This window comes from Cellulophaga sp. F20128 (assembly GCF_023015805.1).
Classification (GTDB): domain Bacteria; phylum Bacteroidota; class Bacteroidia; order Flavobacteriales; family Flavobacteriaceae; genus Cellulophaga.
This window is the reverse complement of record NZ_JALKBA010000008.1, coordinates 38673-59611: the sequence shown is the minus strand read 5'-3', so window position 1 is coordinate 59611 and position 20939 is coordinate 38673. Positions and strand designations below refer to the sequence as shown.

The 20939-nt window shown below is 34.7% G+C and carries 15 protein-coding genes; 2 read left to right on the top strand and 13 right to left on the bottom strand.

What is annotated here, in order from left to right:
* The gene (locus MWU65_RS09635; RefSeq protein ID WP_247077374.1) at positions 1-2736 is read right to left on the bottom strand and encodes a TonB-dependent receptor; all 2736 of its coding nucleotides are present in this window, start codon (positions 2734-2736) and stop codon (positions 1-3) included.
* Positions 2737-2797: 61 nt separating this feature from the next.
* On the opposite strand from MWU65_RS09635, the gene MWU65_RS09630 reads away from it, so the two are divergent.
* A complete protein-coding gene (locus MWU65_RS09630; protein WP_247077373.1) occupies positions 2798-3865 on the top strand; it encodes an endonuclease/exonuclease/phosphatase family protein in 1068 nt (355 codons plus the stop codon).
* A gap of 2 nt (positions 3866-3867) precedes the next feature.
* Here MWU65_RS09630 and MWU65_RS09625 read toward each other — a convergent pair whose 3' ends face one another.
* From MWU65_RS09625 to uvrC, 9 genes are all read right to left on the bottom strand, one after another.
* Positions 3868-4305: a hypothetical protein gene (locus tag MWU65_RS09625; RefSeq protein ID WP_247077371.1), complete on the bottom strand. Its 438-nt coding sequence runs from the start codon at positions 4303-4305 to the stop codon at positions 3868-3870.
* 145 nt (positions 4306-4450) lie between these two features.
* On the bottom strand, positions 4451-7735 hold the full coding sequence (locus MWU65_RS09620) for a carboxypeptidase regulatory-like domain-containing protein (RefSeq protein WP_247077370.1): 3285 nt from the start codon (positions 7733-7735) through the stop codon (positions 4451-4453).
* A 163-nt stretch (positions 7736-7898) separates the two neighbouring features.
* A complete protein-coding gene (pgi, locus tag MWU65_RS09615) occupies positions 7899-9545 on the bottom strand; it encodes a glucose-6-phosphate isomerase (RefSeq protein ID WP_247077368.1) in 1647 nt (548 codons plus the stop codon).
* Position 9546: 1 nt separating this feature from the next.
* Positions 9547-10830, bottom strand: a complete 1284-nt coding sequence (locus MWU65_RS09610; protein WP_247077365.1) for a peptidoglycan DD-metalloendopeptidase family protein — start codon at positions 10828-10830, stop codon at positions 9547-9549.
* An 8-nt stretch (positions 10831-10838) separates the two neighbouring features.
* Positions 10839-11798, bottom strand: coding sequence for a tryptophan 2,3-dioxygenase family protein (locus tag MWU65_RS09605; RefSeq protein WP_247077556.1), 960 nt, complete (start codon positions 11796-11798; stop codon positions 10839-10841).
* Positions 11799-11803: 5 nt separating this feature from the next.
* Positions 11804-12583 (bottom strand): DUF3108 domain-containing protein, encoded by a 780-nt coding sequence (locus tag MWU65_RS09600; protein ID WP_247077362.1) that lies wholly within the window; start codon positions 12581-12583, stop codon positions 11804-11806.
* Between the two features lie 313 nt (positions 12584-12896).
* Positions 12897-14039 (bottom strand): 4-hydroxyphenylpyruvate dioxygenase, encoded by a 1143-nt coding sequence (gene hppD, locus MWU65_RS09595; protein WP_247077360.1) that lies wholly within the window; start codon positions 14037-14039, stop codon positions 12897-12899.
* 217 nt (positions 14040-14256) lie between these two features.
* Complete coding sequence (locus MWU65_RS09590) at positions 14257-16539, bottom strand: patatin-like phospholipase family protein (protein WP_247077357.1); 2283 nt, start codon at positions 16537-16539, stop codon at positions 14257-14259.
* Between the two features lie 2 nt (positions 16540-16541).
* Positions 16542-18332 carry an excinuclease ABC subunit UvrC gene (uvrC, locus tag MWU65_RS09585; RefSeq protein ID WP_247077354.1) on the bottom strand — a complete coding sequence of 597 codons (1791 nt, stop codon included), beginning with the start codon at positions 18330-18332 and terminating at the stop codon, positions 16542-16544.
* A gap of 354 nt (positions 18333-18686) precedes the next feature.
* Between uvrC and MWU65_RS09580 the strand changes: the two genes are divergently transcribed.
* Positions 18687-19247 (top strand): 5-formyltetrahydrofolate cyclo-ligase, encoded by a 561-nt coding sequence (locus MWU65_RS09580; RefSeq protein ID WP_247077353.1) that lies wholly within the window; start codon positions 18687-18689, stop codon positions 19245-19247.
* On the opposite strand, the gene MWU65_RS09575 is transcribed toward MWU65_RS09580, so the two are convergent.
* The 3 genes from MWU65_RS09575 to MWU65_RS09565 are packed head-to-tail and all read right to left on the bottom strand — an operon-like array spanning position 19219 to position 20935.
* A complete protein-coding gene (locus MWU65_RS09575) occupies positions 19219-19857 on the bottom strand; it encodes a lipoprotein signal peptidase (RefSeq protein WP_247077352.1) in 639 nt (212 codons plus the stop codon). The genes MWU65_RS09580 and MWU65_RS09575 overlap by 29 nt on opposite strands.
* Positions 19858-19890: 33 nt before the next feature.
* The gene (locus tag MWU65_RS09570; protein WP_247077351.1) at positions 19891-20514 is read right to left on the bottom strand and encodes a DUF4097 family beta strand repeat-containing protein; all 624 of its coding nucleotides are present in this window, start codon (positions 20512-20514) and stop codon (positions 19891-19893) included.
* A 37-nt stretch (positions 20515-20551) separates the two neighbouring features.
* Positions 20552-20935: a TraR/DksA C4-type zinc finger protein gene (locus MWU65_RS09565; RefSeq protein ID WP_247077350.1), complete on the bottom strand. Its 384-nt coding sequence runs from the start codon at positions 20933-20935 to the stop codon at positions 20552-20554.
* Positions 20936-20939 lie beyond the last annotated feature (4 nt).

Below are 20939 nucleotides of genomic sequence, written 5' to 3'. Positions count from 1 at the left end.
TTAGAAACTTACAGCGATATTTAAAAAATAAGTACGCCCATATCCATACCAATATTTTGTTCCAAAGGAGGGTGTTCCACTAAGGTTGTCTTGTGCCAATTGACCATAATTACCATTTCTACTTTGTTCATACCCGCCTGTTTTATAAACAGTGTCAAATACATTGTTTATACTGGCAAAAATGCTAATGTATTTGTGATTTATTAACCACGATTTTCCTCCTACAAGATTGAGTAAGTAAAAGTCTTCCATTTTTTTCTGGGCTAATAAATTGTTCACATTTTCATTCGTTGCATCGGGGAAGTTTTGACCCGTTTCGGGATCTAAATAAAAACTAGCTGTTCTAGTAATAGTTGAAATATTGGCGTAATTGTTGCCTAAAAAATTGGCTGATGTTGCCACCCACCAATATTTGGGATCTCTATACTCTAGTCCTAAGGCCAATGCTTTTTGAGGGCCTTGAGCTAGTTTGTAGTCCGTGATATCTGCTTTTCCTAGGTTTACGGTGCCTTCTAAGTTAATGATGTCTTCTGTGGCGCCAGCCGTATCAAAATTTATGGCAACTGTTGGATTGTTGTTGTAGGTATATCTGGATAGGGCAGCTACGGCAGAGGCTTTTACTGTGCTAGAAAGTTGATATTCTAAGCCAATTTCAAGCCCTTTGTGTAGTTTGTTTATGTCTGTAACTACTTCCTGTACAAAATCCGAACCTACTCCAGACTCAACAAAGAAGAAGTTGATGTCTGTCATTGCATTGAATTCCGTATAAAAAGCGGATATTCGCCCAGTTAACTTAGGCATTCGTAAATAGTAATTAACGTCAGTGGTTATTATTTCAGTACTTTTTATTGCTGGAACCGTAGCATTGTTTTCTCTCGGATTAATAAATACATTTTGTAAAACAGGTGCCTTATTTATAAGTGCAAATTGTGAATTGAACCAATGTCTACCCGTTAATTTATAGGTAAAGGTCCCTTTTATATTCATATTGGAAAAATGAATTTTGTCACTTTCCCCTTTTGAAGTTTCTAGGTAACGTTCATTTTTAAATAACCCGTTTCTTTGGTAGTTGGTATTGCAAAGACTTGTGGTGATAGAGGCATTCCATTTATTATACCTGGCTTTAAATTGAGAAAAGGTTGTTAGGGTGCTGGCGTATAAATCATAGTTATAATTAAAAATATCATTTCTTGCCTTTTGCAGATTGCCTTCAATGTCATTTATTGTATTCGAGAAAGGATCTACATCCCTATGGAAAGCAGCACCTAACAAATCATCTATTTTGGCGTAATTGGAAGCATTCAAAGTTTTTACCATCAACCCAAAATCTAATGCAAATTTGTCGTTTAGGACAATGTTGGCAGTACTATTAACCGTTAAGATTTTGTCATCTGTTACATCGTTGTATAGAACATAAACAGCATCGTTGTTTGATATACTAGCGTTAGCAAGGTATGCATTGTTCCAGTTTAATTGCGGGTTATTTAGGAATGCCTTTTTTGCGGTTTCTGCACTTTCAAAATTGGCTCCTATAGGGCTGTTAATATGATAGCTCGGTAAGTATCTATAGTAAGTAGGGTCTGGGTTGGGGGAATTAAAATAGCCCATCCTACTTTTAGAGTGAGGCCCAAATTGATATAAAATTCCTGTGTTTATTCGTAAGGCTTTTGATTCGTAGCTGTGATTTATCATAACGATTGGTTGTTCAATTTCCCGTTCTCTAGAATTGCGAATGACATTATTTTGAGTTCCCCAATACGGGTTGTAGGTACGCCCCATCAGTTCAAATACTTCTTCGGTAATAGCTGAAGAGCGACCACGTCTGTTTGAAGCTAGGATGGCAGTAAGGGTAAGGCTATTTTTAGGGTTGAATTGATATTCAACTGCGCCAAAAACAGAAAAGGCATCATAAAGTGTACCGTTGATATAACCTTCTTTGGCCCATCTCCGCGAGGCAGATATGCTATAGCTGAATCCTTTTTTATTGGTTGGTACCGTCTGTGTTACCATTAATCTTCCAGCATAGGTTCTGTTAGATGCTGAGGTGGAAATTCTTGTCCCTGATCGCATTAAAGATGGTCTAGTGTCTATGTTTGTAGTTCCTAGGATACCGCCAAAACCATAATCTAAGGGTTGTAAACCATGTGTAAAATCTTGATTTTTTGTAACGTCGTTTAGTCCACCCCAGTTATTCCATTGAGGTCTGCCATCAGATAACTGGTTCATAAGAATACCGTTGATTAATACTTGACCGTATTGTGAGTCATACCCCCGTACCCGAAAAAAAGCTTGTCCAAAATCAAAAGCAGCTCTATTTAAAAAGACATCCTTTGTTGCTTGTAATAAACCAGAGGTAATGGTTGTACTTTCATCGGTAGAGAGATCATTGTCTGTTAATGCAATGAGATTGTCTGTTTGCTCTATCGTAATATCTTCTTCTAAATAGATATTGCCCAAATCCATAATTTCCTTGTCTATTGTAAGGGGTATTCTTTTGGTGATATAGTTAGGCGCAGCAATTTGTAGAATATGTTCGCCACTATATTTAGTGGTTAAATAAAAGGTTCCATTGCTTATTTTTTGATAATTTAATGTTCCTTCAATTTGTACTGAAGCATTGTTTATTTCCGTTTGAAGTTGGTTACTAAGAACCCGTCCCTTAAGAACATAAGTTTCTTGTCCTACACTATATTGTATGGCTGTAAAAAGTGTTAAAATACTAAGGAACAGTCTCATAAGTACGTTAATTTATAAAAAATTAATTATATTTTCTTACTTTTCATAAAATTTCTTATTAATGTGTGTAGGTAAAACCTGTATTAAATACATGTATTTTGTGGTTTTGTTTTGTCTTTTGATGTGTTTTGGGGTTCATTCTCAAGACAAAAGACAATACCAGGTAAAAACCATTGCTTTTTACAATCTTGAAAATTTATTTGATACCATTAATGATCCAGATACTTTTGATGATGATCGTACACCGGCAGGAAAAGACAAGTGGACAGCTATTCGATACCATAATAAGCTGCGTAACATGGCAGATGTTTTGTCTGGTATTTCACACCAAAAAATACATACAGCTCCGGATGTTATTGGGGTTTGTGAAGTCGAAAATAGGACAGTTTTGGAGGATTTGGTCAATGAGCCTACTTTACGAGACAAAAACTATGGGATTGTACATTTTGATTCTCCTGATGAACGTGGAATAGATGTTGCTTTGTTGTATAAAAAAGCAATGTTTTCACCAACCTCTTTTAAAAGCCATAGGTTGTTGCTCTTTAAGGAAAATGAGTTCCGAGATTATACAAGGGATCAACTTGTGGTTGGAGGGCTGCTAGATGATGAAGAATTCTTTTTTATAGTAAACCATTGGCCCTCTAGAAGTGGTGGAGAGGCACGTAGTAAACCAAATAGAATGGCCGCTGCTAAGCTAAATAGACGTATTATAGATTCTTTAGTGCGCTTAGATGCTAACGCTAGAATAATAAGTATGGGCGATTTTAACGATGACCCAATTGATGACAGCCTTAAAAAGGTGTTAAAAACTGTAGGAGAAATTGAAGGAGTAACTTCAGATCTTTTGTTTAATCCAATGGAGCAACTTTATAAGAAAGGAGAGGGCTCATTAGCATACCGTGATAAATGGAACATTTTTGATCAGATTTTCTTTACAGGAAACCTTCTAAGTGCTACTAAAGAGACCTACTCTTTTTGGAATGTGGGTATTTTTAACCCCAGTTATTTGGTAACTACTTCGGGGAAATACAAAGGCTATCCCTATCGTACCTACGCCGGTGGTAATTATACAGGAGGTTATAGTGATCATTTTCCCGTATACATCACTTTAATTAAGCTAGTAGAGTAGTCTTATAGCCATTGTCCCCATGGTAGGCGACTTAAAAATAGAACTAGTCCAATGCCATAAAAGATAGCAATACGCTTAAATTTTTTATTGCCTTCCATCACTTTTTTGTGTTTAGACCAGCCAATGGTAATAAATACGATAGCGATAATGTTAATAAAAGGATGTTCTACAGCTAACAATCGAGCGGCAGAAGTTAAACCTCCCATTCCGTTAGATTGTATCGCGTTTAGCCCATTAGGAGAAACAAAAAATAAAATAAGCCCAATTAATAATTGAATATGTGATACAATCAAGGCAAACAATGAAAGTCTAAAATCTTTAGTAAGGTTAAAAATTTTATTACCTGCAAGCCCCATAATAGCATTTGCTACGGCTAGGAATAAGATAGCCAATACTGCATAGGCTAAATAGGAGTGTAAGTTTAAAATAGTTTCGTACATAGTTGCTTTTTTTATATTTCAAAAATAGTGAATTTTTACAATAAAAAACCCTGCCGGCTGGCAGGGTTTAAATTTATTTAAGATTGTTTTGTTATATAATAGCGGTTAGGCAATCACGATAACAAAAGTTATTTGATTCTTTTGTTTAGAAAGAATACTTAACGCCTACTTGAAGTTTCCAAGTTTGACCAAAAAAGTAGTTATAGTCATAGGTGTTAACAGGATACTCTCCAGCAACTTGAACAAATGAATAGGAAGGAACGTTATTACCATCCACACCCTCGTATCTTAGAATTTGTCCTCTATTTGAGATGTTGTTGTTTTTTTCTACACCCCATTCTGAATTTAACATATTTCCTGCATTTATAAAGTCCAGCGTAAATTGTAAGGTATTTTTAGTTTCACCAGCACCTATATAATACTCACGTGCTAGTCTTAAGTCAAAACTATGAACCCAAGGACTACGTGCTGCATTTGCTTCAGCATATTTACCTTTATTTGCACTCAAGTATTTGTCTTGTTCCATAAAAGCAAAGAACGCATCTTCGTCTGCCGTAGAGGTAAAATTGATATCGCCTTTGGCACTTGGTATATAAATTAAATCTGTAGTGATACCATCGCCATTCATATCATTTGTATAGGTGTAGCTATATCCGTTAGGAGAGTAACCAGAGTAAAACAAATTAATTAAAGTAGCTGATTTTAAGGTATTATTAGACCAAGGTAGTTTGTAGGAAGCAGATGCAATTGCTTTGCTAGGTACTACATATTGTGAACGTTGAAGTTCAGGTAAATGTGGACCATTAACTGCAGCTAAACCGGAATAAGCTGAACCTGCATTACTACCAGGCATTCCAGAAATCTCTTTAGACTCTGTGTAGGTGTAAGCGGCCATTAATCTTAAATCTTGTATTGGTTGTGCGTTCACAGTAATATTGCTGATGGCACCCCAACCTTTGCTGGTGTTAGACAATACGTATGCATCCGTTGAAGTATAAGTGATGTCACTATTATCAGGATACATGTATCTGTCGTCAGGACCAGAAAAACGCTGCCATGTTGCATCTGGCTGTTCTATATTGTAATTTTTAAGCATTACACCATTGATATTTTTAGTGTAAATACCTTCCAAAGTAACAGACAATGGGAAAGAAGCAGGAACTTCAAAGTCGAGCGCCAAAGCAGTTTTCCATACTTGTGGCATTTTAAAATCAGAAGCTACACCATTAATATCTCTTGGTAAAACACCATCCTCAGGAGATATCGTATTTGGTAAGTTCAACCTGTCAATCATTTCATTTACATCTGTAATCATTGGACCGGCCAAGCCTGCTAAAGCAGGACTAGCAGTATTTACAGAACCATCGGCGTTATAGGTGGTAGTAGCAGCATAGCTTCCTTGTACCATTCCTGAATTGGTAGGCATATTGGTGAAAAACACCAATGGCAATCTTCCAGAAAAAATACCAGTTCCTCCTCGTAGTTTCATGGTTTGATCACCTTTTACATCCCATGTAAAACCAACTCTTGGTGAAAACTGAACATTAGCATCTGGCCATTTACCACTGTCAATTTGTCTACCGCCAAAATCTAGGTCGTATATTGAGTTATTTCTTATTAAATTATCTTTATACTTTAAATAATCAGCACGAACGCCAAAAGATAATTTGAAATCTGGATTAATGTTCCATTCGTCTTGAAGGTAAAAACCTAATTGACTAAATGCAACCTCTGCATTTGGATTTTCTTCACCATCATAACCATAAGTAAGGGCGAAATCTCTTGGTGCGGCTTCATTAAGGAAGTCATCAATACTCGCATAACGGTAATAACCAGTACCGTTTCTCATATAAGAATTGTTTGCCAATTGATGCTCAAAGCTAACCCCAGCAGTAATTTTATGATTGTCTAAATAATAAGTTAAGTTATTTGTAGCTGTGAAGGTATTATTGTTTACAGCGTTATTCCAAGTAAATAATTCATAACCGGCAGACATATAAGGTTCATCAATTTGATTCCCCGATCCATCAAGTCCATTCATAATATCAATAAATGGAAATGGAGAAGAGTTTGTACCACGTGCATCTTGTATTTTTGAATAGGTAGCAAGAAATTGATTTGAAATCTTATCTGAAATTCTACTATTTAAATCAAATGATATTGAATTTACAATATTATCCATAGAGTACGTAGAATTAGAGAACGCCATAGAATTTTGTGAAATACGATCCATTGATCTGTTACGGGAGCCCGCATTGTTTGAGTTACCATTAGTAGCATTCCACCCTTGGTTTTTAACGTAGTTATATCGTACGCTCAGTTTATTTCCTGGATTAATATTCCAGTCAATACGGGCAAGAAGTTTCTTGTTAGTTTCATCAGCAGGATAATCGCTGTATGAACCTGGATTATACCCATAATTAGTGATTAAATGCTGTTTTACTCTTTCCATATCTGCAATACTAGTACGTGAAAGCGACAAATCAAGGTTGGCAACACCATCTTCAGAAGGTCTCCAATTTACCACTTGTCCTGGACGAACTACAGATTCTGCGTTAACGAAAAAGAATAATTTATTTTTTATAATTGGACCTCCAAAAGTTGCACCGTACGTTGTGGTTGATTCTTCATTACGTGCTCCAAAATCAGTATCACCAATTCTATTGCCTCGCATTTCTTGGTTATTGTAATACGTATAAGCAGAACCTTTAAATGTATTAGTTCCTGATTTTGTAATCGCATTAATACCGCCTCCAATAAAATTTGTTTGACGAACATCAAAAGGTGCAATTACTACTTGTACTTCTTCTATAGCGTCTAATGAAATAGGATTTCCACCACCTGGTAAGCTAGAACTCAAGCCAAAGTTGTTGTTAAAGTTAGAGCCATCTACAGTGAAATTCGTTGAACGACCATCACCACCTGCAATACTCATCCCATTTGCGTATGGAGAAATACGGGCAATATCAGAAATACTTCTATTAATAGTAGGCATTGTAGACATTTGCTCGTTAGAGATATTCGTTGTTGCTCCAGTTTTCTCTGCTGAAAATTTTGTTCTTTTTGCAGAAATAACAACTTCATCCAAGGAAACATTTTCTTCACTTAATACTACATTATGAATGTACGCAGCACCCAGTCTGATCATTATATTATTGGTCGTGTTTTTTCCATAACCAATATAAGATACTTCTATACTATAAGGACCGCCAACACGCATGCCTGGTAAATTGAAACGTCCTTGGTCATTTGTAATTGCTCCATAAATAGAGCCAGAAGGTGTGTGGGTTGCAACTACAGTTGCGCCCATAACGGGCCCTTCAGTATCTGTAACTTGACCAGTCATACTGGACGAAGTTACCTGAGACATCATAACTGTAGTGCATAGGAATGCGACAGCTAATAATAAAAATTGAGAAATTTTTTTCATTGTTCTTTAGTTTTTTTTGTTGATGCTGCAAAAGTGAAAAATAACTATCACATGCACGTTAACAGTATGTTAAATTAGTCGGTGCAAAAATAGTGAAAAAAATTAAACCAGACTTGATAGACAATAAGTTATCAGCTGTATTTGGAAAATAATTAGAGGTGTTTTAATTCTTAAAATTTTGCAAAATATTCAATGTGGAGTGGTCGTGTTTTCCATTTTTATCAGAAGTTAGGTCTAAAAGGATGTTATTCGCTAATTGCTTGCCTAATTCTACACCCCATTGGTCGTAACTAAAAATATTCCAAATAATACCTTGTACAAATATTTTGTGCTCATATAAAGCAATTAACTTGCCTAAACTTTTTGGAGAAAGTTTGTTTATGAGTATTGTTGTGGTTGGTTTATTACCTTCAAAAACTTTAAATGGGAGTAGTGTTTCTATTGCTGAAGGAGCCAAACCTTGTGTTTTTAATTCTGAAAGTACCTCCTCTTTGGTTTTACCATTAAGTAGTGCTTCGGTTTGTGCAATAAAGTTAGCCATTAATTTATGATGATGATCTTGATCCCCATATAACGCTTTTTTAAAGCCAATAAATTCTGTAGGAATAATTTTGGTGCCTTGGTGTATGAGTTGAAAAAAGGCGTGTTGAGAGTTTGTGCCAGGTTCTCCCCATATTATTGTTCCTGTTTGATAATCAACGGGATCTCCATTTCTATCAACACTCTTGCCGTTACTTTCCATAATTCCTTGCTGTAAATAAGCAGAAAATCTGCTTAAGTACTGAGAATAAGGAATAATCGCTTCCGTTTCTGCTTGGTAAAAGTTGTTGTACCAGACGCTTAAAAGTGCAGATACTACTGGGATGTTTTCAGAGAATTCGGTTGATTTAAAATGTTCGTCCATTGCATTGGCGCCCATTAATAATTCATCAAAATTGGTGTATCCAACAGATAGAGCTATGCTAAGACCCACAGCACTCCATAATGAAAACCTACCTCCAACCCAATCCCACATTGGAAATACATTGTTTGCGTCTATACCAAATTCTGCAATTTTAGCAGTGTTGGTAGATACTGCTGCAAAATGTAAAGCGATGTCACTTTCTTTGGCATTAAATTCAGGTTTTAAAAACCACTTTTTAATCGTAGTTGCATTACTTAAAGTTTCCTGGGTAGTAAATGTTTTGGATACAACTACAAATAATGTTGTTTCAGGGTTTAACTCTTTCAGCGTTTCATAGACGTGGTCCCCGTCTACATTACTAACAAAATGCATTTTCAGGTGATTTTTGTAGAATTTTAAAGCCTCTACAACCATTGCAGGTCCTAAATCTGATCCGCCAATGCCTATATTTACAACATCGGTAAATGCTTTGCCAGTATACCCTTTGCTTTCTCCTGAAATTACACGTTCGGTAAACGTTTTTATTTTTTCTTTAACGGCATAGACTTCGGGCATTACATTTTCGCCATCAACAACAACTGTATCCGTTTTTTTTGCGCGCAATGCGGTATGCAAAACAGCCCTTCCTTCGGTTTGGTTAATAAGGTCCCCTTTGAAATAGCTTTCTATTGCACCTTTTAAATTAACTTCATTAGCTAATTCTAATAGGTGTTGCATAGTTTCTTCAGTTATCCTATTCTTAGAATAATCAAATAAAAAATCATCGTTTTTTAAGGTGAATTTTTCGGCCCTCTTGCTGTCTTCCGCAAACAAGTTTTTTACTTGAAGATTTTTGGTCTTCGTATAGTTTTCTTGAAGCTTTTTCCAGGCATTGGTTTTGGTTGGATTTGTATTTTGTAGTGCCATCTTAGAGGTTGGTTAGGGTTTCGTTATTGATAGGAGGAACCTCTTCAGGAAATCCCATCTTCATTAACTGTTCTTTTCTGGGAGCTATATGCTCTAAATAGTGAATTTTTAAAGTATCGGCCATAGCTTCAGCAACCGGTAACTTTTCGCGTAGCGGGTCTACCTGGTGTCCATTTTTCCAAAAGCGATAACAAACATGCGGTCCTCCGGTATTTCCGGTCATTCCTACCCATCCAATAATATCTCCTTGCAGTACGTGCTGTCCTTTTTTTACATTTCTGTTTTTCATATGTAAATATTGGGTGCTGTAGGTGCTATTGTGTTGAATCTTAACATATTTTCCGTTTCCTCCTCTTCTGGTAGATTCTACTACAGTACCATTGGCAGTTGCTATTATTGGAGTTCCAACGGCAGCTGCGTAATCTGTCCCTTTATGCGCTCTTACCTTATAGCCATAATAAGCTATTCTTCTGTTTAAGTTATAACGAGAAGATATTCTATAATTAAATTTGATTGGTGCCTTTAGGAAAGCTCTTCGTAAATTATTTGCTTCATCATCGTAATAATCTACTATTTGTTTTAATGAATCCGCTATGTATTCAAAAGCATAGAAGGGTTTTCCATTGTGTTCAAAATAAGCTGCATTAATTGGTTCTGCTCCTGCGTAGATAGTATCATTAATATAGCGTTCCTTGTAAATTACTTTAAATTTATCTCCTTTTTGAAGTCGGAAGAAATCAATGGCCCATGCATATATTTCGGAAAGGTTGTTCGTGATATTGTAATCTATGCCTTGCTCTAAAATGGCTTCAGACAAGGATGTAGATATTACCCCAGACGCCTCGCGCTCTACATAGGTTACTTTCTTTTTTTTCTTATAAACATTTACAGAATCCCTAAAATCTACAACGGTGTAATTGATACGGTCATTCTCATAGATGAATACTTGAGCGGCGCCAGTGGTGTCTTTAGACTTTAAAATAAGGTAAGGTTTACCAACGCCTATTCTGCGAACATCAAAAGTGTCTTTGTAGTCTTGTGATATTTTGTAAATCTTTGGATAATCTACCTTGTTGTTTGTCATTAGTTCACCAAAACTATCGCCGTTTTTTATGGTATCTTGTAACACCGTAAAATCATCCAAATTAAAACCGTATTCTAACGCAACTATTGGTTTTTCTATAGTTACGACCTCGGGTAGGTTGTCTTTGTTTTCCTCAATCTTACTTTCTTTGCAAGAAATAAAAGAGACTATTGCTAATAGCAGAATAATGGATTTTTGCATTGATATTATCATTTTTCAGGGTTAAAGATATGGTCTATCCATTCTTTCCCCCAATTATTTAACTCTTCTTTTGAGTATAGGTTAGGAAAAAATATTACTTTTTGAAAGCTGGGAGGAAGGTAGTCTTTCCAGTTTGTTCCACCAGTAGCCTCAATGGGTTGTTTGTCTTTGGCAAGATATCTATAGGCAGAGCCCATATGCATTAAGGGCCAATTTACATTTGCATTAATGTCTAGTGCTTTTAAGGCATCAATTAATTCTTTGTTTTCTCGACTTTTGCTAGGTAGCGCTAGATATTTTTGATAGATGGTGTTGTCTTTTACTTCTTTAGCAATACGTATAAGACGCGGAGTGTATCGGTATTCAAATTGTTTTAACGTAAGCGTTTTTTCTCCGGTGTTTCTATCTGTGGCTCCATTTTTCCAATAGATTTCTTCATAGAGTTCCTCTGTATTATTTTTTGAAGAAAATTGATCTCGTTTCGTGTGGTGTACTAAATTTTCAAGGGGTGCGGCATATATTTCAATCATTCTATATTGTGCCGATTGAAAACCACTAGCTGGCAATAATGCCATTCTATATTGTAAAAATTGTTCCCTTTCCATTCCGTTAATCATGATGCTAAATGACGAAATAAGGACTTTGTAATAACTGTTAATTCTATTCGCCTTTTCTATAAAGAAATCTACATTTTGAGACTTGTCATCAACAATTTGCTTTTGTTCATGTAAGATTAATTTAAAGTATAATTCCGTAATTTGATGATACATTATAAAAATTTCTTCATCAGGAAAATGAGTCTTGGGTATTTGTAAACTAAGTAGGGTATCTAAATGGATATAGTCCCAATACGTAAGATATCTTTGGTAAAGTAAGCCATCTAGGTAAGCACTTAAATCTTGACCAGAGCCTTTGTATTTCTCTTCTAATTTTAAAATTTGCGCTTTTATCTTCTCTTGGTCCTTCATCAAAGTTAATCCATTATTATTTTAAACTGATGTTTTAATCCGGCGTAACCGTCTAAATCTGCCTTTATGGAACCTACTGCCAAATCTGCTTTAATTCGAATAGGAATTTTATTATCATCATTAGAGACCCAAAGCGATAAACTTTCTTGTGCTTTAAATACTCTCCCAGATTCTACATAAGGTCTAAATTTATGACATTCTACTTTTCCGAATTTCGTTTTTAAAACTTCTGTTCCGAGATATTTAAGTTTAAATTTAAAAATACCGTCATCATCGTATAGCAAGTCTAGTTCAATAAACTCTCCTTTTACTAATTCTTCAGCTTTGTAATTGTTTCTTAGATAGTAAAAAGCAGATATTAAATCTTGGATATTATCTTGAATTGTAAATTCAATCTTTTTGCCTTTTTTATTGTCGTTTAAAATGGCTTTTTTCTTTTGGTAGTCAAAATCTATATCCAAGTCTATGGTGTAACCACCTTCACTAACTTTTCTTATAAATTTATAAGGTCTTCCGTTTTCTTTGTCAAAATAGCTTTCGTAAACATCATCTACTTTAAAAAATATTCTGGCAAGGCCTACCGTGCTCCCTTCCCCAGCAACATGGTATACAGGAATGTTGTTTATTTTGTCGTTTTTTACTTGAAGTGTGGCGTAACTGGCGTTGAATATTCCATAATGCAATCTAAACTTTAACCATTCCCCAGCCTTAAAAGCACTTTTGTTTTCTTGTGCGTTTGCAGAGAGAGTAGTTAGTACAAGCAGTATAATGTATATTTTTTTCATATCCCTTGGGTGTAAAATTACTAAAATTGAAAAAACAATCTATCGTCTTTACATTTATTTAAACAACTTTTGTTCCAAAGTATTGTATAAAAAAAAGCCCAGCTTTAAAACTGGGCTTTTCCTAAATAACCAACCAAACTTTAAATTATGAAAAACCAATACTTAAAGTTATAAGGGAACCACCCCTTATGCCGACAAAAATACTACAATATTCTATTGCATTAATAGGTTTTAACTTACTTTAACTAAACTGTTAACAGAACTTTAGCTTTTCGTAATAAAAATTAATAGTTTCCTATTAAATAACCGATTTTTATAGGGTTCCCCTAGCTTCTTGCTCTCTTTCTATGGCTTCAAAAAGTGCTTTAAAATTCCCTTTTCCAAAAGATTTAGCACCTTTTCGTTGTATAATTTCTATGAACATTGTGGGTCTGTCTAAAATGGGTTTTGTAAAGATCTGCAAAAGGTACCCTTCTTCATCCCTATCTATTAAAATACCCAATTCTTTTAGCGGGGCTAAATCTTCGTCAATTTCACCAACTCTGTCCAAAACGGTTTCGTAATACGAGCTAGGTACCGTTAAAAATTCTATGCCTCGATCTCTTAATTTTGTAACGGTTTCAATGATGTTATCTGTGGCTAACGCCATATGTTGTACCCCTGCTCCATTATAGAAATCGATGTATTCCTCAATTTGGGATTTTTTTCTTCCTTCTGCGGGTTCGTTTATGGGAAATTTAATACGGCCATTGCCATTACTCATAACCTTACTCATAAGGGCGGTGTATTCTGTAGAGATATCTTTATCGTCAAAAGAGACCAATTGGGCAAACCCCATTACTTTGGCGTAAAACTCACACCATTTGTTCATTTCGTTCCATCCTACATTGCCAACCATATGGTCTATGTATTTAAGGCCTACATCTGTGGGTTTATAGTGAGGGTTCCAAGCTTTGAAACCGGGCAAGAATACACCCTTATAATTGCCTCTTTCTACAAATATGTGAACGGTTTCTCCATAGGTGTGAATACCAGAGAAAACGGCCACTCCATTCTCATCTTCCTCTTTTTTTGGTTCAAAATAGCTGTCTGCGCCTCTTGAGGTGGTTTCTTGATAACTTTTAGTAGCATCATCTACCCAAAGGGCGATAGCTTTAACCCCGTCACCATGTGCGTCTATATGTCTATTGATGTCTCCTCCAGAATTTAAAGGAGAGGTAAGAACCAATCTAATTTTGTCTTGTGCTATTACATAGGATACGCGATCTTTTAATCCTGTTTCCAGACCTGCATATGCTAAGGGTTGAAAACCCCAGGCAGACATGTAATAATGAGCAGCCTGCTTGGCATTACCCACATAGAGTTCCACGTAGTCTGTGCCTAATAGCGGAAGAAAATCTTCAGCTTCTAAATTTTCTTTAGGTAATTGTAATGATGATTTATCTAATGTTGCCATACTGTTGTGATTTAAAATTAAGTGTAGTAGTATTCTCTTGCTTTATAAGTGAAAAACAAAAGGCTATGATAGGTGTCATCTATCACCACATTGCCCGTAAATGGGCAGTAATATCTATTCTCAATTGAAGCATAAAACGTAATATTAATATGCTAATATCGGAAAAAATAAGTGATTATTTAGTTAATCCCTTGCTTTAGCTAAATCAATTAGATTGTTAAAACCAATACCCTAAACTAAAAAAGAAGTTGCCTTTGGTTCTTTCTGGTGACCAAGAGTAAACTACTTGTATTGGCCCTATAAATGATTCTAGGCCATAACCAATTCCATACCCAGAATAGTTGGGTACTGTAAACCAGTTCGCAGTTCTATAAATGTCATCTGCTACGTTGGCATAATTGGCTGCAAATAACAAATGATTTTTTGGGCTAAATTCATAGTCTAACCTTCCGTAGGCTTTTATGTAGCTGTTGCCTGTTAAACTAAGAAAGTCATACCCTAAAAAGGGAATAAAATTATTGCTTAAATCATTGCCATAACCACCTAAAATATAATCTAAGGAGCGCACATTAGATGTTCCTAATTTAAAACCACCTCCAGTTTCTAAATTGATGGATAAATTTTTGGCTATGGTAAAGGCGGCACCCATATTTCCTTGGGTAATGGAAAACTCTTTAAAATTATTGTTGTAATCGGATGACAACATGTAAAAATGAAAATTACCATTAAAATACAGGCCTTTGGTAGGAAAATATTTGTCGTTATAGGTGTCTAATTTTAGTTTTCCAAACCCACTATAATAATTACTTTTTTCTAGAATGGTTCTAAAATTGTCGTTAGAAGGGGGATTGCCATCAGGATTTTCAGGTACATTTTCTACCAAAGTCCTTGAGCTTAATTTTAAAAAACGATGCTCTACACCTAGGCTAAGCGAAAACTCTTCATTCCACACTGTTTGAACATACATTTGATTGGTAAGATTAATAACATCTAAATTGATGTTGTTAATATTGTCATTCGGTACTTCAAAATTAGATTTGATGATATCGTAATCTATTTCAGAATTAAATGTATTGTAGATAGATTTAAATCCAAAGCTCCAATAAAATCCTTTGTCTACATAATATTCTATTTTGTACCTAATATTGTCACCTAGAATAAAATCGAAGGAACCCACATCATCTTGTAAAAAAATATTTTTCTTTGTCAGATTAATTATGGCTGCACTTTTGTATAAATCGTCATAATGAGCACCCATTTTAATAAACATTTTGTTTTTGTTCTCTTTTAAGGTGAGTTTAAAATTTAATTCACTCTCATCCGAATCTATAGATTCCTGAGAAAATAATTTGTACCGAATAGTTTTAAAATTATTAGTAGCAGCTAAATTATTGATGCCTTGTTGCAGTTTGCTGAATGTAATTTTTTCATCTAGATTTAACCGTAACTTTCCTTTTATGTAGGCTCTAGTGTAGTCTTTGTTTCCTTCTATAATTAGATTTTTAATTTGTAGTGAATCTATTGCTTCTAAAGGTTTGATTTTTAAGGAAGTAGTATTTTGTTTTATTGCTAATTTCTTTAAGTCATCATATTTGGTCATTGCCGCTTTTTCGCCATTTGTAATTATCGTTTTTCCATAGGCAAAGTCTATAACAGAAAAATTATCAATATTGGGTTTGATATAAATATCTGTTTCAGCTACTTTTTCTTTCATAGCGGCAACAGTTCGGTAATTGTTAATCTGCAGTAACACTTCCGTTGCAGATAATAGGTTTTCTCTTTTGGAAAGGCCATGTTGAACGTCTACACCAATAATAACCGTAGCTCCCATATTTTTTAATCTTTTAATGGGATAATTATTTACTACACCACCATCTATTAAAATTCTTCCGTCAATTTCCGAAGGCTCAAATAAAGAGGGGAAGGTGCCACTTGCCATAATGGCTTCGGGTAAATAGCCTTTATTTAAAAGAACTTCTTCACCGGTTTCTATGTCTGTTGCAATACAGAAAAAAGGTATGGGAAGGTTGTTAAAATCATTGATGTCCTTAACGGGGTATAATAATTCGGCCAAGAGATTATATATATTTTGTCCACTAGAAATGGCAGAAGGAAACGATATTTTAAAGTTGTTAAACGGTAGGCTTAGGGCATAACGTTCATTGTCTTCTTTGTCGTAAAAATTTCTTGCGCCTCTAGGTAGATTATCTTGAATTAATTGAGAGATATCTGTAGTGTTAAAAATAGAATCTAATTCTTTGGCAGAATACCCAGCGGCATAGAGTGCCCCAATAATTGCACCCATACTTGTTCCGGCAATGTAATCTATTTTTACTCCAGACTCTTCAATTACTTTTAAGGCGCCAATATGTGCTAATCCTTTTGCTCCACCCCCACTTAATACCAAGCCAACTTTTATGCTGTCATTGGTTTGTAAGGCTTGCCCATAGGTTGTTGTGCCTAGAATAGCGAAAAGTAATATTAGTATTTTTTTATACATTTTTAATGAAAAGTGTTGTGTATTTTTTTTGCTTTTGACATACCTATTATTGCTGCTAGTTGTTCTAAACTGGCTTCTTTAATTCGTTTTACAGATTTGAATGTTTTTAAAAGTTCCATTGTTGTTTTTTCTCCGATACCTTCTATATTTTCTAATTCGGAGTTAATAGCGGCCTTGCTTCTTTTTACTCTATGGAATGTAATCCCAAATCGATGTGCTTCGTTACGTAGCTGCTGAATTATTTTTAAGCTTTCTGATTTCTTATCTAAATATAAGGGAATTGAATCGCCTGGAAAATAAATCTCTTCTAATCTTTTAGCAATACCTATAATTGCTATTTTACCACGCAAACCTAAAATATCTAAACTTTTAAGGGCAGAGGATAATTGTCCTTTACCACCATCTATTACAATTAACTGGGGCAATGATTGTTCTTCATCTATTAATCTTTTATAGCGTCTGTATACAACCTCTTCCATAGAAGCGTAATCATCTGGTCCAACAACGGTTTTAATATTGTAGTGTCTGTAGTCTTTTTTGTACGGCTTGCCATTTCTAAATACAACACAGGCTGCCACTGGATTAGAACCCTGAATATTAGAATTGTCAAAACACTCTATATGCCTAGGTTCTTCGGATAAACGCAAATCCTTTTTCATTTGCGCCATTATTCTATTGGTATGTCTGTCTGGATCTGTAACCATTAATTGTTTAAAGCGCTCCATTCTGAAAAACTTGGCGTTTCTTTCAGATAACTCTAATATCCTTTTTTTGTCTCCTAATTTGGGGACTGTTACTTTTAACTCCTTGTCTACTGTAACTACAAATGGAAGATAGATTTCTGTGGAATGCGATTTAAATCGTTGCCTTATCTCTATAATCCCCAGCTGTAGTAATTCTTCATCGGATTCATTTAATTTTTTCTTTAACTCCAAGGTGTGCGATCTTATAATGGCTCCATGTGACAATTGTAAAAAATTAATATAGGCATAACTCTCGTCAGAAATGATAGAGAAAACGTCTACATTGTTTATTTTAGGATTCACTATGGTCGATTTTACCTGATAATTTTCCAATACTTCAACCTTTTCTTTAATTTCTTGAGCCTCTTCAAATCTCATTTCTGAGGCCAACTCTTTCATCTGAGTTCTAAAATAATGTACCGAAGATTTAAAATTACCCTTTACGATTTCTTTAATTTCAACAATTTGTCTTTGATATTCTTCGGAAGATTGATACCCTTCGCAAGGGCCTTTGCAATTGCCTAAATGATACTCTAGGCACACTTTGTATTTTCCGGCATTTATTTTTTCATCAGATAAATCATAAGAACAGTTGCGCAAGGGGTACACACTTTTTATGAGGTCTAAAAGCACCCTAACGGTTTTCATACTGGTATAAGGACCAAAATATTCAGAACCGTCTTTTACGAGATTTCGGGTGGGAAATATTCTTGGAAAGCGTTCGTTTTTTATGCAAATCCAAGGGTAGGTCTTGTCATCCTTTAATAAGACATTATACCTAGGTTGGTATTTTTTAATCAGGTTGTTTTCTAATAATAAGGCATCAGATTCTGTAGGAACTACAATGTGCTTTATGTGCACAATTTTTTTGACGAGCACTTTGGTTTTCCCGTACTCGTGATTCTTCGTAAAATACGAACTAACCCTTTTTTTTAAGTTTTTAGCCTTGCCTACATACAGAATTTTTTCACTAATATCATAAAACTGATAGACACCTGGAGTAGTAGGCAGTGTGCTTAACTGTAGTTTTATGGAAATCTCTTTAGACATGATGCAAAAATAATCACATTAGTAATTGAAGTAGTGAAATTACTATGTTTTTATTTAACGGAATAGATAGGGTTGCAATTAATTTTGAATCGGGTTGTTCTCTTCTGGATAAAAGTTTTATCTTTTGAGCATAGAAAGTGGAATACCAGGAATTCTATAATAGACTGCATTTTATCGATAAAAACAAGCACTTTATCGATTAATTATAATTTTTTTATCTACATTAGCTCCATAAAATTAGTAATTATGGAGTTATATGTGGTTGCAATGGGCGTCTATGTAATAATGATGATCTTTGTAGTTATATACGAAGCTATTTCATCTAGAAAATAAAATGGCTTTTTAAGCGTACCAATGAATAAAAAAGAACTACGGATTAAGTACAAGGAACAACGGGATAATTTATCAGCTATTCAAGTGGCTGATAAAAGTTTAGAAATATCCAATCAGATATTAAAATTGCCCATATGGCAGCATACGTATTATCATATTTTTTTATCAATTGTAGAAAAAAAGGAAATAGACACTAGTTATATTCTAACCATTCTTCAAGGGAAAGACAAAAACATTATTCTGCCAAAAATGAATGCAGATACTTCTTTAACTCACTTTTTACTTACCGATAGTACCCTATTAAAAAAGAATAATTTCAATGTACCAGAGCCTACTGATGGTATAGAAATTCATCCTCTACAAATGGATGTGGTTTTTATTCCGTTATTAGCGTATGACAAGTTAGGGAATAGAATAGGTTATGGTAAAGGGTATTACGACCAGTTTCTAGCCAATTGTAAGCCAAATGTTATAAAGGTAGGATTGTCTTTTTTTGAACCTGAAGCAGAAATTACAGATGTTTATACGGAAGATATTCCCTTAAACTACTGTGTTACTCCTCAGCAGATATTTCAGTTTTAGTTCCAAAAGCTTTTTTATTAAAAACCAAAAGGATACCCACGCCAGTACTAATAGCCATATCTGCAATGTTGAAAACGGGCTCAAAGAAACTAAAGGTATTGCCCCCGACAAACGGAATCCAAGAAGGCCAAATGGCATCTTGAATGATTGGAAAGTAAAGCATATCTACAACCTTGCCATGAAATAAACTACTATAGGGCTCATCGGAGAATAAAGTAGCTATTTTTCCATAACTTTCATCAAAAATGGCACCGTAAAAAACAGAATCTATAATATTACCTAAAGCCCCTGCAAAGATTAGGGAAACTGCCAGAATAAGTACACTTGGTGCATGTTTTTTAATTGTGCCGTAGAGCCAATACCCAATACCAGCAACTGCAAACAATCTAAAAACGGTTAGTATTAATTTCCCAGTACTATCTGACACCGGAAAAACATCGCTTAATTTTGCACCCCAGGCTGCACCTTCGTTTTCTATAAACAATATTTTAAACCAACTAAATACTTCTATAGATTGTTGATACGTAAAGTGTGTCTTTATGTATATTTTGCTTATTTGGTCTACTACTAAAAGTAGTATAATTACTAGGATAGATTTCTTTAGACTCATTCTTTACTAAATAGATTTGGCAAAAATAGGCATTTATTTCGTTTTAGAGATATGTATGTTTCCAGTAATAGAGGATAAAAGAAATACACCATTTCCTTTAGGAATATTGCTGTCGTATATTTTACCGTATTTGGTCGTTGCTGTTATGGTAGCAGTATTATTTTCTAAGAAAATATCACCACTTTGGGTAGTTGTAGATACATGATTCCCAATATTTGTTAATTTGCAATACCCATCAGACAGAGAGATGTCTAAATCATTAAAATTACCGGAAGCGTTAACGTTAGAACTTTTTCCATACAGTTTTACATTTTTATTGTTGGGTATAATAATGTGTAAGGATATAGAGATTACCTTGTGTGCGCTTAATTTGTCATTTGGGTTTGTGAAGTTTGGTGTAAATCCGGCACTGACAGATAAGGTAGATTCTTCTTCATTGATTTGTACTGATAAATCTCTTTGGTATTCACCATTTATAGTGGCTAAAACCGAAATTTCATTAACTGTTGAAGTTTCAAGAGTAACTTCAAAACAATTTTCTGAATTTATATTGATTAGATCAATGCGATTGTTGGCAAAAGATTTTTTAACAATTTTTTGAGCACTTAAAAAATTGGCTGTTACTATTATGGTTAGTAAAAAAAGAAAAACCCTCATTTGTGGTTGTAAAAAACGCCCTTTAAAGGGCGTTTTATTATTGTTGCATATTTTTAGCTTCAATGCTTAATGTTGCGTGGGGTACTAATTTTAATCGTTCTTTATTAATTAGTTTACCTGTAACTCTACATACACCAAAGGTTTTATTCTCAATCCGAAGTAAGGCATTTTTTAAATCGCGAATAAATTTTTCTTGACGAATAGCCAATTGCGTATTTGCTTCTTTACTCATGGTTTGCGAGCCTTCTTCAAAGGCTTTAAAGGTAGGTGAGGTATCATCAGTACCGTTGTTGCCATCGTTCATATACGAACTTTTTAAAAGTTCTAAATGCTCTTTAGCTTTATTTATTTTTTCGGTGATAAGAACTTTAAATTCCTCTAAATCTTTATCGCCGTATCTTACATTTAAATCTTGCGCCATAGTT

Bases quoted from the DNA above. Each gene is read 5' to 3' on its own strand.
- MWU65_RS09630 (WP_247077373.1), top strand. From the start codon at position 2,798: ATGTGTGTAGGTAAAACCTGTATTAAATACATGTATTTTGTGGTTTTG.
- MWU65_RS09620 (WP_247077370.1), bottom strand. From the start codon at position 7,735: ATGAAAAAAATTTCTCAATTTTTATTATTAGCTGTCGCATTCCTATGC.
- MWU65_RS09635 (WP_247077374.1), bottom strand. From the start codon at position 2,736: ATGAGACTGTTCCTTAGTATTTTAACACTTTTTACAGCCATACAATAT.
- MWU65_RS09605 (WP_247077556.1), bottom strand. From the start codon at position 11,798: ATGAAGGACCAAGAGAAGATAAAAGCGCAAATTTTAAAATTAGAAGAG.
- MWU65_RS09610 (WP_247077365.1), bottom strand. From the start codon at position 10,830: ATGCAAAAATCCATTATTCTGCTATTAGCAATAGTCTCTTTTATTTCT.
- MWU65_RS09625 (WP_247077371.1), bottom strand. From the start codon at position 4,305: ATGTACGAAACTATTTTAAACTTACACTCCTATTTAGCCTATGCAGTA.
- pgi (WP_247077368.1), bottom strand. From the start codon at position 9,545: ATGGCACTACAAAATACAAATCCAACCAAAACCAATGCCTGGAAAAAG.
- MWU65_RS09570 (WP_247077351.1), bottom strand. From the start codon at position 20,514: ATGAGGGTTTTTCTTTTTTTACTAACCATAATAGTAACAGCCAATTTT.
- MWU65_RS09575 (WP_247077352.1), bottom strand. From the start codon at position 19,857: ATGAGTCTAAAGAAATCTATCCTAGTAATTATACTACTTTTAGTAGTA.
- MWU65_RS09590 (WP_247077357.1), bottom strand. From the start codon at position 16,539: ATGTATAAAAAAATACTAATATTACTTTTCGCTATTCTAGGCACAACA.
- MWU65_RS09600 (WP_247077362.1), bottom strand. From the start codon at position 12,583: ATGAAAAAAATATACATTATACTGCTTGTACTAACTACTCTCTCTGCA.
- MWU65_RS09580 (WP_247077353.1), top strand. From the start codon at position 18,687: ATGAATAAAAAAGAACTACGGATTAAGTACAAGGAACAACGGGATAAT.
- MWU65_RS09565 (WP_247077350.1), bottom strand. From the start codon at position 20,935: ATGGCGCAAGATTTAAATGTAAGATACGGCGATAAAGATTTAGAGGAA.
- hppD (WP_247077360.1), bottom strand. From the start codon at position 14,039: ATGGCAACATTAGATAAATCATCATTACAATTACCTAAAGAAAATTTA.
- uvrC (WP_247077354.1), bottom strand. From the start codon at position 18,332: ATGTCTAAAGAGATTTCCATAAAACTACAGTTAAGCACACTGCCTACT.